15 protein-coding genes are annotated in these 15521 nt (G+C 64.9%); 10 read left to right on the top strand and 5 right to left on the bottom strand.

The genetic code is table 11. From position 1 onward, the window contains the following. The first annotated feature begins 264 nt into the window (after positions 1-264). Both AAE021_RS17475 and AAE021_RS17480 read left to right on the top strand, forming a co-directional pair. Positions 265-540: a hypothetical protein gene (locus AAE021_RS17475; protein ID WP_342023563.1), complete on the top strand. Its 276-nt coding sequence runs from the start codon at positions 265-267 to the stop codon at positions 538-540. 125 nt (positions 541-665) lie between these two features. Further along, the gene (locus AAE021_RS17480) at positions 666-1424 is read left to right on the top strand and encodes an SDR family oxidoreductase (RefSeq protein ID WP_342023564.1); all 759 of its coding nucleotides are present in this window, start codon (positions 666-668) and stop codon (positions 1422-1424) included. On the opposite strand, the gene AAE021_RS17485 is transcribed toward AAE021_RS17480, so the two are convergent. Then, positions 1421-1678: a hypothetical protein gene (locus AAE021_RS17485; RefSeq protein ID WP_342023565.1), complete on the bottom strand. Its 258-nt coding sequence runs from the start codon at positions 1676-1678 to the stop codon at positions 1421-1423. The genes AAE021_RS17480 and AAE021_RS17485 overlap by 4 nt on opposite strands. Positions 1679-1816: 138 nt before the next feature. On the opposite strand from AAE021_RS17485, the gene AAE021_RS17490 reads away from it, so the two are divergent. Together AAE021_RS17490 and malQ are read left to right on the top strand one after the other, a co-directional pair. Then, on the top strand, positions 1817-2146 hold the full coding sequence (locus tag AAE021_RS17490) for a DUF6221 family protein (RefSeq protein ID WP_152223283.1): 330 nt from the start codon (positions 1817-1819) through the stop codon (positions 2144-2146). 55 nt (positions 2147-2201) lie between these two features. Further along, the gene (malQ, locus tag AAE021_RS17495) at positions 2202-4355 is read left to right on the top strand and encodes a 4-alpha-glucanotransferase (protein WP_342023566.1); all 2154 of its coding nucleotides are present in this window, start codon (positions 2202-2204) and stop codon (positions 4353-4355) included. A 12-nt stretch (positions 4356-4367) separates the two neighbouring features. On the opposite strand, the gene AAE021_RS17500 is transcribed toward malQ, so the two are convergent. From AAE021_RS17500 to AAE021_RS17515, 4 genes are all read right to left on the bottom strand, one after another. Further along, positions 4368-5600 carry an ABC transporter permease gene (locus AAE021_RS17500; RefSeq protein ID WP_342023567.1) on the bottom strand — a complete coding sequence of 411 codons (1233 nt, stop codon included), beginning with the start codon at positions 5598-5600 and terminating at the stop codon, positions 4368-4370. Continuing rightward, positions 5597-6478 (bottom strand): ATP-binding cassette domain-containing protein, encoded by an 882-nt coding sequence (locus tag AAE021_RS17505; protein ID WP_342023568.1) that lies wholly within the window; start codon positions 6476-6478, stop codon positions 5597-5599. Before AAE021_RS17505 ends, AAE021_RS17500 begins: the two co-directional genes overlap by 4 nt. Before the next feature lie 111 nt (positions 6479-6589). Next, positions 6590-7363: a response regulator transcription factor gene (locus AAE021_RS17510; RefSeq protein WP_342023569.1), complete on the bottom strand. Its 774-nt coding sequence runs from the start codon at positions 7361-7363 to the stop codon at positions 6590-6592. Between the two features lie 106 nt (positions 7364-7469). After that, a complete protein-coding gene (locus tag AAE021_RS17515) occupies positions 7470-8870 on the bottom strand; it encodes a sensor histidine kinase (protein ID WP_342023570.1) in 1401 nt (466 codons plus the stop codon). 138 nt (positions 8871-9008) lie between these two features. Between AAE021_RS17515 and AAE021_RS17520 the strand changes: the two genes are divergently transcribed. The 6 genes from AAE021_RS17520 (at position 9009) to AAE021_RS17545 (ending at position 15458) form a co-directional block, all read left to right on the top strand. Then, positions 9009-10184, top strand: coding sequence for a M20 family metallopeptidase (locus AAE021_RS17520; protein WP_342023571.1), 1176 nt, complete (start codon positions 9009-9011; stop codon positions 10182-10184). Positions 10185-10193: 9 nt separating this feature from the next. After that, a complete protein-coding gene (locus AAE021_RS17525; protein ID WP_342023572.1) occupies positions 10194-10649 on the top strand; it encodes a hypothetical protein in 456 nt (151 codons plus the stop codon). Between the two features lie 415 nt (positions 10650-11064). After that, the gene (locus AAE021_RS17530) at positions 11065-12444 is read left to right on the top strand and encodes an HNH endonuclease (RefSeq protein ID WP_342023573.1); all 1380 of its coding nucleotides are present in this window, start codon (positions 11065-11067) and stop codon (positions 12442-12444) included. A gap of 313 nt (positions 12445-12757) precedes the next feature. After that, positions 12758-14188 (top strand): APC family permease, encoded by a 1431-nt coding sequence (locus AAE021_RS17535; protein WP_342023574.1) that lies wholly within the window; start codon positions 12758-12760, stop codon positions 14186-14188. Between the two features lie 25 nt (positions 14189-14213). Next, positions 14214-14762, top strand: a complete 549-nt coding sequence (locus tag AAE021_RS17540) for an acyl-CoA thioesterase (RefSeq protein ID WP_342023575.1) — start codon at positions 14214-14216, stop codon at positions 14760-14762. A gap of 78 nt (positions 14763-14840) precedes the next feature. Next, positions 14841-15458: a dihydrofolate reductase family protein gene (locus tag AAE021_RS17545; RefSeq protein WP_342023576.1), complete on the top strand. Its 618-nt coding sequence runs from the start codon at positions 14841-14843 to the stop codon at positions 15456-15458. The last annotated feature ends 63 nt before the right edge of the window (positions 15459-15521 follow it).

Here is a 15521-nt window from a genome sequence, read left to right on the forward strand (position 1 = left end):
TCCGCCTCCCTCGTGGCTGGTGCTGATCCCTCCCGGCCGCACGCACCCTCTTTTTCGCAGACAATATCCACCCACTGCCGGGTGAGCTTGTCGATGGTGCGTGTTGCTGACCGTGCTCCCCTCCCGAACCATTACCCTCCTGAACGCCTCTGCTCTCCGGAGCAGATGGGCGGCGGCAGGTGTTGCAGTTCGGATGTTCCCGGAGTCCCGTCCGCACCATACCCAGCGAAGCTCCCGGCCCGAAGCAGATGTCCGGAGATCACCATGACGCAAAACAAGAAAAACCACGCGAAACCCCTGTCCGCAATCCCGTTGTCCGTGCCGGTACCGTCCCCGGTTCCCGGCCCGTCACTGCCGGAAGCAACCGTTAGCCTGGCCCCCGCCGCAGCCGCGAAGCTAAGCGCCGATGCTTCCGAAAAGGCGGCAGCGGCGATGGCGGCGGAGAACGCATTGCCCGGATGGCAAAGCCTGGGCAAGGACCACAAGCCCACCCATGCCAACGGCAAGCAGGGAAGGCGGGAGAAAAAGGTGCGCTGGTAAGGCAACCTGCGCGGGAATATGCCCTGCACAGGGCCCGGGCCAGTGCCGGTTCCCTGTGCAGGGCGGCCCGGCAGTGCCATCATGGACAGCCACGGCCACAGCCACAGCGGACCAAAGAGGCTCACATGCTGCTCAACGGAAAAACAGCCGTCATCTATGGCGGCGGAGGGTCAATTGGGGGAGCGGTGGCCCGGGCCTTCGCCCGCGAGGGGGCCCGCGTCTACCTGGCCGGCCGCAGCCCGGAAAACCTGGGAGCTGTGGCCAGGGACATCCGCGCTGCTGGCGGACTCGTCGAGACAGCACTGCTGGACGCCACCAACGAGCAGGCGGTGGACGAGCACGCTGATGATGTGGCTGCCGCCGCCGGGAGTCTGGATATCTCGATGAACGTCATCCAGCACGGCGATGTCCAGGGCTCGCCCATGGTGGACATGCAGGTGGAAGATTACCTCCGCCCGGTGTCCACTGCCGTACAGACGTTCTTCCTGACATCCCGGGCGGCGGCCAGACAGATGATGCGGCAGAAATCCGGGGTCATCCTGGTCTTCGGCGGATCCGGAAATCCAAGCCCGGGTACCTACCTCGGCGGGCTCATCACCGCGTTCGAAGCCATGGAGGCCATGCGGCGTCAGCTTTCGGTCGAACTTGGCGAACACGGTATCCGCGTGCTCACCCTGCGCAGCGGCGGCATTCCCGAATCCCTGCCGGCAGGGATGGACGGCCGCGAGGACATCGCCAACAGCATTGTTGACGCCACCCTGCTGAAGCGGGCGGCGACCCTGGAAGAAGTGGGAAACGCGGCGGCCTTCGCGGCATCGGACAAAGCGGCAAGCATGACCGCAGCCACCCTGAACATCAGCGCCGGGTCCCTCATGGACCGCTAGGCGTGGCTCGCAGGTGCGCCGGGCTGGGCCGGAACCTTCCAGAGGGTGAAGTCCTCGACGCTGACGGCGATGCGGAGTCCGTCATCACCGCGGATCCAGAGCGTGCCCAGACCGGGCGCAGTGTCACGGACTTCTCCGCGGTAATAAACCTCGCTGCCGCTTCGGACTTCGATGTGGTCGCCGCGGCGGATGGAACGGATATTTCGTACCCGCTTGGCGCGGGCGGCCTTCGAACGGGTGGGCGTACTGGGCATGCTTGGAGCTGGCACAGACTCTCTTTCTCTCGACTAGTTATGTCAACTAACAGCTCCCGGAAGTTATTCCCGTGCTCAGCACACGGTTTTGGGGATGTGTCCCTGACGCCCGGAAGTGCCCGGCGTACGATCAGGAACATGGATATCGTGGACTTCCTGTTGACCCGCTTCCAGGACGATGCCGCGGAGTCCCGCAAGCTCCTGACGGCCCGGGGTGTATCCCCTTCCGACCGCTGGTACGAGGAACGGCTGCTCCGTGAATGCGAATCCAAGCTGATGCTCATCGAAATCATCGGCGGCGCCAGGCGCAACGCACTGGCCCGGATGGTGATGGATCCCGACGGCGAGGGCAAGCAGTCCGCTGACGAGTTGGAGTGGACCACCCTGGCCCTGGCAGCCATGGCGGCCGCCTACGAGGACCACCCGGATTATCAGGACGTTTGGCGGCTGACGGAAAAGCGCAGCTAGGCCTGCGGACACCGGGGCTGGGCGACGGGGCTCGGCAACCCTTAGATTAGCTGTCATGACTGTAGCGAATTCTCCTGGCCAGGCGACGGACAGCAGCACCCTTTTGCGCGAGCTCGCCGCACACCACCACGTAGTCACCACCTTCAAGGGCTGGGACGGCACACCCCGCGAAGTATCGGATGAAACGCTGCGCCGCGTCCTCTCCGCGCTGGGAGTCGCGGTGGACACCGAAGATGAAATGGCCGCATCCCTGGCTGAAGGGCGCCTCTCCGAGTGGCGGCGGACTCTGCCCGGTGCCGTCGTCGTCCGCGAAGGCGGCAGCCATTCAGTCGCCGTCCACACCCCGGCGGGGGAGGACGCCACAGTGTTCATCACGCTGGAGGACGGCGGTCAACGCGAACTCGACTGGCCGCGGGTTCCCGCCGAAGAGCTGGACCTTGACGGGACGCTGACCGCCCGCACCCTCGTGCGGCTTCCCCTGGACCTGCCGCTGGGATGGCACCGCCTCGAGGTCAAGTGCGGCGGAAAGCAGGCGGATACCGTCCTGGTGGTCACTCCGGCACGGCTGACGACGGCGGCGGAACTCGCCCAACGCCGCGCCTGGGGACTGATGGCGCAGCTGTATTCGGTGCGGTCCTCCCGTTCCTGGGGCATCGGTGACCTGAACGACTTGGCGGACCTGGCGGCTCTTTCCGGCGCTGACCACGGGGCCGGGTTCATTCTGATTAATCCCCTTCACGCTGCCGAACCGGTTCCGCCGCTGGAACCATCCCCGTACCTGCCCACCACCCGGCGCTTCTTCAATCCGCTCTACATCCGGGTCGAGGACGTCCCGGAGTATGCGTACCTTCCCGCGGCAGCCACGGCGCAGGTCGAGGAATCGGCACGGGCGCTCAGCGCAGCCAACCGCTCCACCGATCTGCTGGACCGCGATGCAACCTATGCGGCCAAGCTTGCCGCACTGGAGCAGGTTTTCTCGGTCCCGCGGAGCATCGCGAGGGAACAGCAGTTTCAGCGGTTCTGTGACTTGGAAGGGCCCGGCTTGGAGAGCTTTGCCCTGTGGAGCGCGCTGGCTGAGAAACTTCCCGCCGGAGCCCCCGAGTGGGAGCAGATTACAGGGCCTGACAGCTCCTACGTGCGCGGTAACGAGCAGGACCTCGCCCCGCGCGTGCAGTTCTTCAAGTGGCTGCAGTGGATCTGCGACCAGCAGCTGGAAAACGTCCAGGCCGCGGCCCGGAGCGCCGGGATGTCCATCGGCGTGGTCCATGACCTGGCCGTGGGCGTACATCCGGCGGGCGCGGATGCGTGGATGCTGCGGCCGGTGCTTGCTCCCGGCGTTTCAGTGGGCGCGCCGCCGGACATGTTCAACCAGCAGGGCCAGGACTGGAGCCAGCCGCCCTGGCACCCGCAGCGGCTGGCCGACGCCGGCTACCTGCCCTACCGGGACATGCTGCGGACCGTGCTGCGGCACGCCGGCGGCATCCGGGTCGATCACATTCTGGGCCTGTTCCGGCAGTGGTGGATTCCGGCCGGATCAGCTCCGGGCGAGGGCGCCTATGTGCACTTCGACCATGAGGCGCTGATTGGGATTCTGGCGCTGGAGGCAGAGCGCACCGGTGCCGTCGTCGTCGGTGAAGACCTGGGAGTGTTTGAGCCCTGGGTGCAGGAGTACCTCGGAGAGCGGGGCGTGCTGGGCACGTCCATCCTGTGGTTCGAAGAGGCCGAAACCGGCCCGCGGCTGCCCGAGGAATACCGTCAGGGCGCCCTGACCACCGTCAACACCCACGACCTGCCGCCCGCGGCCGGATACCTCGCCGGCGAACATGTGGACCTTCGTGCGTCCCTGGGCCTGCTGAGCCGCCCGGTGGAGGAAGAGCGGGAAGCCGACGCCGCCGCCAGGGAGGCCGTCCTGTCGCTGGTCCGCAGCCGCGGACTGCTGCCCGAATCCGGCACCGGCAGCGATTCGGTCCAGCAGACCGTTGAGGCGCTGCATTCCTTCATCCTGCAGACACCGTCGGTGCTCCTCGGGGTGTCACTGACTGATGCGGTGGGGGAGCGGCAGACCCAAAACCAGCCGGGCACCGGAGATGAATATCCCAACTGGCGGATTCCCCTGAGCGGGCCGGACGGGCAGGCCATCCTGATCGATGACCTGCCCTCCAACCACCGCTTCAACTCCCTGGCCAATCTGATGCGGGACTCGATCTAGGATTCCAGTTTCCTAGGACTCCAGCTTCATGGCCTTGCGGAGGGTCAGCGCGCCTCCGCTCTGCATCACGGCGCGGCGGTAGATGTTCTCGCTGAAGCGCAGCAGGGCGTAGGCCGCGGCCAGGGCGATAGCCAGGGACAGGAACGTTTCCCACAGCGGAACCTCGGTGTTGAGCATCCGGATGGGCATTGCCACCGAGGACACCACCGGGATGTAGGACGCGATCACCAGCAGCTGTCCCTTGGCGAACAGGCCGGCAAACAGTGCGGCGAAGACAACGGCGAGCACCGGGGTGGAGCTGTTGCTCAGGTCCTCGTTGCGGCTGGCCATGGCGCCGAGCATGGCCCAGGCCGAGGCCAGGATCAGGAACCCGGCGAGGAAGAACACCAGGAACCAGCCGGAGGCCGGAATGATCATTCCCACCATGTCCGCCGTGTCCGTCATGTTCAGCGCCAGCAAGGCTGCACCGCCGTACAGGGCCAGCTGGATCATTGCCAGGACGGTGTTGCCGGCCACCTTGCCGTAGAGCAGCTGCCGGATGGGAATGGCCGTGGCCAGGATTTCCACCACCCGGTTCTGCTTCTCCTCCAGCACCGAGGTGGCGATGGCCATGCCGAAGATGATGGCGGACATGTAGAACAGGAAGCTGAAGGCAAAACCCACCACGGTGGCCAGCAGGGCGTTTTCGGCATTACCCTCGAGCAGCTCTTCCTGCAGCTCGCTGCCGGCCAACAGCTCCGTGCCGGTGGTTCCGGCCGCTTCGGCGTTGTCATTAAGGACGGTCAGCCGCAGTGCTTCAGTAAGCGCGGAGCGCAGCCCGCCGTCAACTTCCTCGTTCCCCACCAGGGTCCAGACGCCGTCGGAATCCTGCAGCAGGGCGGCATCGGCGTCTCCGTTGCGGACCAGTTCCCGTGCTGCGTCGGGGGAGTCGGCGTTAACCGCTTCGAAAGTGGTGTTGTCATCGGTGCCGGCAGTTTCGCCGGCGGTTTCCACCACGGCCGCACCGGAGGTTCCCGTCACGGCCACGGCGTAGTCGTCGCCGCGGTTGGCCATGTAGGCGTTGAACACCACGGCGCCGACAATCAGCACCAGGGTGACCAGAGTGGAGATCAGGTAACTGCGGTCGCGGGCCTTCACCATGACCTCGCGCAGGGTGACGATGGCCCACGGCGGAGTGTTCTTGGCTGCCGGTTCCGGACGCTGGGAGGCGGAGGATTCAGGACGGCGGGTCTCGGTGGTGCTCATGCTGATACCTCCCGGTAAATTTCGCTGAGGGACGGCCGCAGCGGGGTGAATTCTTCGACGGTGCCCCGCGACATGGCGGTGCTGAGCACGCGCTGGGCGGCGGCATCGCCGTCGAACTCCAACACTGCCGTGGGTCCGGCCACGTCAATGACGTGCAGGCCCGGCTCATCGCGGAGCCAGCCCGCGTCAGGGGAGACGGTGAGGCGGTGGCGGCGCGGAGCGCTGGCCCGCAGCTGGTCGCTGGATCCGGCGGCCATGACCTTGCCGGCCTTGAGGACCACGAGGTTGTCGCAGAGCCGGTCCACGAGGTCCAGCTGATGGCTGGAGAACAGGACGGGAACACCTTCGCGGGTGCGCTCGCGCAGCAGTTCCACCATGGAATCGACGGCGGCGGGGTCCAGTCCGGAGAACGGCTCGTCCAGGATCAGCACGTTGGGCTGGTGCAGCAGCGACGCGGCGATCTGCACCCGCTGCTGGTTGCCCAGCGACAGCGACTCCAGTTTGTCCTTGAACCGGTCCGCGAGCGTGAACCGCTCCAGCAGGTCCATGGCCTCGCGCCGGGCGGCTGCGGAACTCATCCGGTGCAGCTGCCCCAGATAGATGAGCTGGTCCAGGATGGGCTGCTTGGGGTAGAGGCCGCGTTCCTCGGGCATATACCCGAACTGTGCCCGGTCAGCTGCGGTCACGGGCGAACCGTTGAGGATAACCTCGCCGCCGGTGGCCGTCAGCACCCCCATGATCATGCGCATGGTGGTGGTTTTGCCGGCGCCGTTGCCGCCCACAAAACCCGTCATTTGTCCGGCGGGGACGTCAAAGCTGACGTGGTCCACCGCCGTTTTGTCCCCGAATTTTCGGGTGAGGTTGGAGACCTGCAGCATGGTGGCTGCTCCTTTCCCGGGATCCCGGGTGTTGTCAGGGGAAAACTTCTCCCTCGACTTTACGGGCGGCTGCCCGAAAGGGGATCGGCCGGGCGGGTGAATCCTCCCGGGCTAGGGCCGCCGCTCCCCGGCCGCCTCGGCCGCGCTCTCCCCCGGAAGGATGAGGCCGGATTCATAGGCAAACACCACGGCCTGGACGCGGTCCCGGACCTGGATCTTGGCCAGGAGATTGGAAACGTGCGTCTTGACCGTCGCCTCGGCGACAAACATGCGCGCGGCGATCTCGGCGTTGCTGCATCCGGCCGCCACATTCACCAGGACTTCCCGTTCCCGTGAGGTCAGGGATGCCAGCAGTTTCTGCTGTTCGGGTGAAACCGGACGTGCCGCGGCCTGGCCTGCGGGAGCGGCTCCGTCCCCGGAGGAATTGGCGCCGGAGGCGTCCTGCGCGGACTCGGCCCCCAGCTGGCGTGCGAAGCGCTCGATGACGCGGACGGTGACTTCCGGTGCGAGCAGGGCGTGACCGCCGGCGACGGCGTGGACGGCGGCCACCAGGTCATCCGGATCGGCATTCTTGAGCAGGAAGCCGCTGGCCCCGGAGCGGATGGCGTCAAAGAGGTAGTCGTCGCGTTCAAAGGTGGTCAGGATGATCACCTTGGCTGTGCCTGCCTGCACCACGGCTTCGGTGGCCCTGATGCCGTCCAGCACCGGCATTTGCACATCCATCAGGATGACGTCCACCGGATGGGCAGCGGCGAAGTCCACAGCCTCCCGGCCATTGGCCACCTGACCCACAACCGTGATCTCGTCCTCCACGGACAGCATCATGGCGAAGCCCGCCCGGACCAGCGCCTGGTCATCCGCCAACAGGACCCGGATCGGTTCCATCGCGTGTCTTCACACCCTTTCGTGTAAGGAAAGCCCCCTACCACCGGCAGGGCCGGCCGGCCCCTCAAATACCGTACCGGCTAAAGCCGCGGGATGGGCGGACGGCTCAGCGCACGGGGAAACGAACGCGCACCCGCCAGCCTCCGCCCGCCCGGGGGCCAATCTCGGTGGTGCCACCGTGCAGCGCCGCCCGTTCGCGGATGCCCTGCAGGCCAAAACCCGAGCCGGCGGTGCTTCCCGTCCGCGGCCGGCCGTCGTCGACAATCTCGGCTTCCACCCAGTCGGCGTCGTCCGACCTTCCCGTCCGCAGTGCCACCACCGCTGAACCCGCCGTGGAATGCCGCCGCACATTGGCGAGGGACTCCTGCACCGTCCGGTAAATGGACAGGCCCAGCGGTGCGGGGATGCGGTTCAACACCGACTCGGGATCCGAGGCCTGATGGAAGGACACCCGCAGCCCCATGGCATCATGCTCGGCGATTAGCGTGGGCAGGTCCGGCAGCCCGGGCTCCGGATGCCGCTGCGCTCCGCCGTCGGAATCTGTGGCCGGTTCCTGCCCGCCGCGCAGCACGCCAAGCAGCGAACGCATCTGCCCCACGGCTTCCCGGGACGAGGCTTCAATTGTCTGCAGGGCGCCGGCGGTGGCGGCAGGCTTTTTCTCCAGAACCCGCCGGGCGGCTCCGGCCTGGATGCCAATCACCGCAATGTGGTGGGCGACGACGTCGTGCAGCTCGCGGGCGATGCGCAGGCGTTCATCGATCACCGCCTGCCGTGCCAGCTCGGTGGCCTGTGCCTCCAACTGGGCCGACTGTTCGGCGAGCTGCTCCCGCTGATGGGCACTGCGCCAGGAGGTAATGCCAAAGAGGATCGCTCCACCAAAGTAGGCGGCATTAATGAGGAACGTGTAAATCGCATAGGAAGCCAGTGGCGGCAGGAAGCTGCGGGAGGGGTTCTCCTGTTCCTCCACCTGCTGCAGGAAGGACTCGTACGCGTTGCTCACGGTGAAGGACAGCAGCAGCCACAGGGCCATTGCCGCTATCACCAGCACCAGGGCCAGCCGCAGCAAGCGGCGGTTCCGCGCCCAGGCCACCGCGGAATAGATGGCGGCAAAGTACGCGCCCTGGAAGGCGATCTGCATGGAGAGGATGGGCATGTACATGCCCAAAACCAGGAAGAACACCGATGATACGAGCAGGACGGTGACCGGAAACCGGCGCCGCACTGCCAACGGCAGCACCATCAACGCCATCACCAGATGCTGAAGCCAGAACGGTTTCCCATCCCCGCCCATGGTCCCGAAGCCGCGGACGCTCTCGAGCGCGACGGCGCTGAGCAGCAGGACGATGCCCGTGCCGATCACGTCCCGGCGCAGCTGCTCCGGCGTGGGTCCGGGGCGCTCCCAGTCGTCGCCGTTTTGCCATGGACGGACGGGGAAAAAGCGCTGTGCAAACCGGTTGCGGGGCCCGGCGTCCCGGGTGTCGGCGTCGGAGGCGGGCGTATCGATCATGCCCCCCAGTCTAAAAGCCGGCGCTTGGCATCGGCTCCGCCGGAGGGATGATCGTGCAGGAGGGGAAGGAATGATTTACTTCAAGGTACTGATACGGCAGCCTGGCGGCGGCCGACCGCGTTGACGACAGGATTTTGCATGTTTGTTGAAGAGGCCCAGACCATCCTGCCGGAACTGGTGGCGCTGCGGCGGGCGCTGCACGCCGATCCGGAGACCGGCAACAATCTGCCGCGAACCCAGGAGAAAGTCCTTGCAGCGCTGGAGGGGCTAAACCTGGAGATCACGCTGGGGGTGAAATCGACGTCGGTGGTGGCCGTGCTGCGGGGTGCCGAGCCGGGACCGGCAGTGCTGCTGCGCGGCGACATGGATGCCTTGCCGGTCACTGAACTGACAGACCTGGACTATGCCTCCACCAACGGGAACATGCATGCCTGCGGACATGACCTGCACGTGGCGGGCCTGGTGGGTGCGGCCAAACTGCTCTGCGCCCAGCAGGAAGATCTCTCCGGCAGCGTCATCTTCATGTTTCAGCCCGGGGAAGAGGGGCACGACGGCGCCAGCCTCATGCTCGACGAAGGAGTGCTCGACGCCGCGGGGGAGCGTCCCGTAGCCGCCTACGGTATCCATGTGCGTCCCGGTCCGCTGGGTGTTTTCCGGACAAAGCCGGGCACGCTGATGGCCGGCGCCAACGAACTCCGGATCACCGTCAAGGGATCCGGCGGCCACAGCTCACAGCCGCAAACCGCCGTCGACCCCGTTCCGGCGCTCACTGAAATTGCCACGGCGCTGCAGACCATGGCCACCCGCCGGTTCTCGGCCTTCGATCCGATCGTGCTCACCGTGACGCAGCTCAGTGCGGGCGAAGCCATCAACGTCATCCCTGACACCGCCAGCCTGGGCGCCTCGGTCCGCACCCTCTCCGAAGAGTCCCTGGACCGGGTGGTGGTGGAATCCAAGACGCTTGCCGAGGGCATTGCCGCAGCCCACGGGTGCAGCGTGGACGTGGACTTCACCGTGCGGTACCCGGTAACCCGCAACGACGCCGGTCGCACCCAGGAAGCCATCACCGGGCTGCGGGAAATCTTCGGTGAGGACCGCGTACTGGAATCCCGGGATCCGTTGATGGGGTCGGAGGACTTCTCCCTCGTCCTCAACGAGGTTCCCGGCACCTTCATCTTCCTGGGAGCGACGCCGCCGGCGCTGGATCCGGAAACCGTCGCGTGGAACCATTCTCCGCGGGTGCTGTTTGACGATTCGGTGCTGGGTGACCAAGCCGCCGCCCTTGCCCAGCTGGCGTACAACCGGCTGACGTAGTCTGTGCCCATGCCTCTCTCGAACCTGATCACCGCGGCTGCCCGGCCCGCTCCACCCACCTCCAAACGCCGCCGGATTGGCGCCATTGTGCTGGGTTCGTTCCTGGCCTTTGCCGGCACTTCCCACCTGACCTTTGCCCGCTCTGAATTCCAGGCCCAGGTGCCGGAATGGGTGCCGGTGGATGACGACGTCGTGGTGCTGCTTTCGGGCATCGCCGAGCTGGGTTTCGGTGCGGCGCTGATCCTGCTGCGCAAGCGACGGGTCCCGGTGGGACTGGCTGTGGCGGCATTTTTTGTCGCCATCTTCCCCGGCAACATTTCCCAATACGTCACCCATACCGATGCTTTCGGGCTCGATACCGACCGCGCCCGGCTGGTGAGGCTGTTCTTCCAGCCGCTGCTGGTGATCTGGGCGCTCTGGTCCACCGGTGCCTGGAAAGCGATGCGGGCTGCGCTGAAGAAGTAGTGCACACTCGCTGCGCACAACAGTGTCACCGTGGTCTGCCCTAGGGTGCATTTGCGGAATCGGTTACGAGGCCGCCGTGGGGGTCTGCCGCAGCAGATAATCCGGGGCGTTGAATCAGAATTCCTCTTTCTGATTGGCCTCGGATACTCAAGTAATTGGCGATATAAGTCCGGTGACTGTGTTCTTCCCCAAGACGGGTTTTCCCTATTCTTTGCTCTTGGTGCCGGATAAAATAGAACACATGTACGGGCCCAAGAAATGTGAAGACTCAGTTCGGGTAAGCAAGACGGCTAACTCGGACCATAAGGCGCCCAATTCAACTCTGGCTTTAGCCCGAAGCTGCACGGGACTCTTGTCCAGCGGATGTGAGAGCACAATTCCTGAAGCTGGATATGACCCAGAGCATCTGGCTGGGTTGATTGACCAGATTCGTGCGCTGGAGGAACTCAAAGCAGCCGCGTCAGCAGCCCAGGCCCGGGCCACAGCAATCTTTGACGCGATGACCCGGCGCTCCCAGGCCGCAGCAGGGTTGAAAGCGGATCAGCTCGGCAAAGGCGTCGGAGCGCAAATCGGGTTTGCCCGCCGCGAGTCCCCTCACCGCGGAACCCGGATGCTGGGCCTGGCCCGGATCCTGACCCGCGAAATGCCCCACACCCTGCACGCCCTCACCCTCGGAGTGATTAGTGAATGGCGGGCCACACTGCTGGTCCGCGAGACCGCCTGCCTGTCCCTGGCGGACCGGCAGCGCATCGACGAGCAGATCGCCGGGAACCTGACCGAGCTCGAACAGCTCGGAGACCGGGCCCTGATCGCCAAAATCAAGACCCTTTCCTACGCCATGGATCCGCATGCCGTGGTCAACCGTGCCGCGCACGCCGTGTCCGAGCGGTTTGTGTCCTGCCGTCCGGCCCCGGACACCATGACCTACGTGACCGCGCTGCTGCCGGTGGCCCATGGCGTGGGCGTGTACGCGGCACTGACCCGCGAAGCGGACCGCCTGCGCGGGGCCGGGGATCCGCGCACCAAGGGTCAGATCATGGCCGACACCTTCGTGGAACGCACCACTGGGCAGGTCAGGGCTGAGGATGTGCGGATCGAGGTGCAGCTGATCATGACGGACCGGGCCCTGCTGGCCGGATCCGCGGAACCGGCGGTGTTGCCCGGATACGGGATCCTGCCCGCGCAGACAGCCCGGGACCTGATCCGGCGGAACTCAACCGCCCAGAACCGAACCTCCGGCGACGCCACCCGGGACGGGATTCCCCGGAAGCCCACGGGCCGGGACTCAACTACCAAGGACCCCGTGGACCCGGATAAGTCAGCACGCACCTGGCTCCGGCGGCTTTACACGGCGCCGTCCACCGGCCAGCTGGTGGGCATGGACTCACGGGCCCGGCTGGTGCCCGAGGGTTTGGCCCGGTTCATAGCGGCAAGGGATCAGGTATGCCGGATGCCGTGGTGCGGTGCGCCCATCCGGCACTATGACCACATCCGCCCGGTCCGCGACGGCGGAACCACCAGCGCAGAGAACATCCAGGGCTTATGCGAGGCCTGCAACCAGGCCAAGGAAGCCCCGGACTGGACCACCCGCACCATGGGCGTGGTTGGTTCCCTGCCCGCCCCGCCCACCGAACCTCTGGCACCCAATGCTGTTTACCCGAACGTTCGTCATGCCATCCATACGGTGGAAACTCTCACTCCCACCGGTCAAGTTTATCGTTCCTCCGCACCACCCTTGCATGGATCCAGGCCAGCCCCTCCTGGCAGTCCGGGCAGCAGCGCTAGGTCAGGATAGGGAATCCTCCGAACCGTTCCCTGTGCGCCACATAATTTCGGAAGACAAGTGATTCCCGTGCTCCACCGATAAGTGCCCACACGGCGTCGGTCTCAAAACCGTAAGCCGCCACCACATAGGTGCCCCGGTAATCTTTGTCCCATTTTTTGGCCAGCGACGTATAAGGGCCAGCGACGTATGACTGCATTGCACCGGGCTTCTTCAAAACTGTTCAATGTTCACGTCTTTTCCTAAGCCCAGTTGCAGCTATACCCTGTCCCCAAATCGCGCCGCCACAGAGCACGGAGAGTTTTCAACGGAAAGAGGTCTCGCCATGACCGCCACGCAGCCGGGAACGGAACCATCACTCAAGAAAGTGCTGGGCAGGCTGGACGTCCTGGCCATCGGCTTCGGTGCAATGATCGGCTTCGGCTGGGTGGTCCTGACCGGAGGATGGCTGGAATCAGCAGGAACCATGGGCGCGGCATCCGCGATGGTGGCCGGCGGGATCATCATGTCCGTCGTTGGCCTGACGTATGCGGAACTGTGTGCCGCCATGCCAAAGGCGGGCGGGGAACACAACTACATCATGCGAGCGATGGGTCCGCGGACTTCATTTATTGGGTCCTGGGCCATCATTGGCGGGTACGTCACCATCGTGGCCTTTGAAGCCGTGGCCCTGCCGCGGACGGCGGAATACATCTTTCCCAACCTGAGCCAGATCCCACTCTGGGAGGTTGCCGGCTTTGAGGTGCACCTGACCTGGGCGCTGGTCGGCGCCCTTGCCGCGGTCCTGATCACCTGGATCAATATCCGCGGCGTGAAGGAAGCCGGGATTGTGCAGAACTTCGTTGTCCTGTTCCTTCTGGTTATTGGGGTGGTCATGATTGCCGGCTCGTTCACCGGCGGCTCCGTAACCAATATGGAACCGTGGTTCAACGGCGGCATCAACGGTTTCTTCGCAGTTCTCGTTGTTGTCCCGTTCCTGTTTATCGGCTTTGACGTCATCCCGCAGTCGGCCGAGGAGGTGAATATCCCCGCCAAGCAGATCGGGAAGCTGGTGGTGATATCGGTAATTCTCGCCACGATTTGGTACGTGATGGTAGTGATCACGACTTCCTCGGCAATGCCGGCGTCAGAACTGGCCGGAGCGGACATCGCCACGGCAGACGCCGTCGGCACCATGTTCGGAACCGATGTCATGGCCAAGATCCTGATCGCCGGAGGCATCGCCGGCATTCTTACCTCGTGGAACTCGCTGCTCATGGGTGCATCACGCCTGATGTATTCGCTGGCGCGGTCGGGAATGCTCCCCGCATGGTTCGGCAAACTCCATCCCAAGTACCACACCCCGCACAACGCCCTGCTCTTTATTGGCGCGCTTAGCTTCTTGGCGCCATTCGGTGGAGCGGAGATGCTCGGCTGGCTGGTGGATTCGGGTGCTCCGAGCATTGTCCTGGCCTACACCCTCGTGGCGATAGCCTTTCTGCTGCTGCGCCGCCGTGAACCGGACATGGAGCGCCCCCTGCGGATAGGCGGGCGTGGAAAAGGCGGACTGATGATCGGCGTGCTTGCCGCAGTTTTCGGTATTGCGCTGTTCAGCCTCTACATGCCGGGCATGCCCGCCCAGCTCGGAGTTGAACCGTGGATTCTGTTCGGTCTCTGGTGGGTAGTTGGCATGGTCTTCTTCTTCCGTATTCCCGGGGGAGTCAAAGCCGGGCCGGACGCGGAAGATGACCTGCTCGATAAATTGCGGACAAACTAAGTTACTGACCAGTAATATAGCGTCTATGCACCTTCTCCTCCGCACGCTCCTGGTCCTCTTCCGCTCCCGTCGCCGCCCCAAGATGGGCTTTTTTGACACGTCGTCCCTGCCCATGCGGGTGCTCCCGACGGATATCGACATCGCCATGCATCTGAATAACGGGATGTACCTGTCGCTGATGGATCTGGGCCGGTTTGACCTGATGGTGCGAAGCGGCTTTTGGGCGGCAATGCGCCGCAACGGCTGGAATCCCGTGGTGGGCAATGAAACCATCAGCTTCCGTAAATCCCTTGAATTGGGCCAGCGCTACACGATTGAAACCAAGGTTATTGGGTTCGATGAGCGTGCCAGCTACATTGAGCAGCGGATGGTGGCCGACGGCGAAATTTACGCCCGCGCCTACATTGCCGCGCGCTTCGTGTCCAAGAAGGGGCCGGTAAGCAACGAGGAAATCTTCAAGGCCGCAGGCGTCCGTCCGCCGGCAGACCTGGAGCTGCCCGAGTGGATCCGGCAGTGGCGCGAGGACGGCGCCCTGCCGAGCACCCGCCGTCCGGCGCCCTCCATCTGGGGCTGATTCCCGCTCCGAAGTATCTGGGGTCCAAAACCGGGCGCCTGCGTATCGCCGGTCTGCCGGGCGGCGTAAATTGGCGCCATGACTCTATCCCTGAACATGTTTCTGAGCCTGGATGGTGTGATGCAGAGCCCGGGTGCCGTCGATGAGGACCGGTCCGGCGGGTTCGAAAACGGCGGATGGCTCGCGCCGCACATGACCACGGGTGTGAGTCGAACGGTCACCGGCTGGTTTGCCAAGGCTGACTCGCTGCTTCTGGGCCGGGGCACCTATGACATGCTGCAGCCATTTTGGGAACCTGTGACGGACCCGGAAGACCAAGTGGCCTACGCCTTCAACCAATTGCCGAAGCACCTGGTTACCTCGACCATGGAGAATCCGACCTGGCACAACACCAAGGTTCTCAAAGGAGACCTGTTGCCGGCCGTTGCGGCGCTCAGGGAGCGGCGCGGGGAGGTGCAGGTCCATGGCAGCCACCGGTTGGCCCGGGCCCTGCATGATGCGGGACTGGTGGATGAGTATCGGCTGCTCGTCTTTCCTGTCGTGGTCGGAGGCGGGAAGCGCCTCTTTGAAACGGGGGCGGCGTCGTCCGGCTTCCGCCTTTTGGAAACCGAGACCCTCGACGGCGGTGCCCTGCACCTGCGGCTGCGACCCATCCCTTTTGGAACTGCGGACTTTGAGCACGGATGGGACCACTGAAAACACTGAAGGGCGGAACCGCTGCTGCGGTTCCGCCCTTCTTCTTACTGGTCTTGCCGCTGG

This window comes from Arthrobacter citreus, assembly GCF_038405225.1.
Classification (GTDB): domain Bacteria; phylum Actinomycetota; class Actinomycetes; order Actinomycetales; family Micrococcaceae; genus Arthrobacter_B; species Arthrobacter_B citreus_A.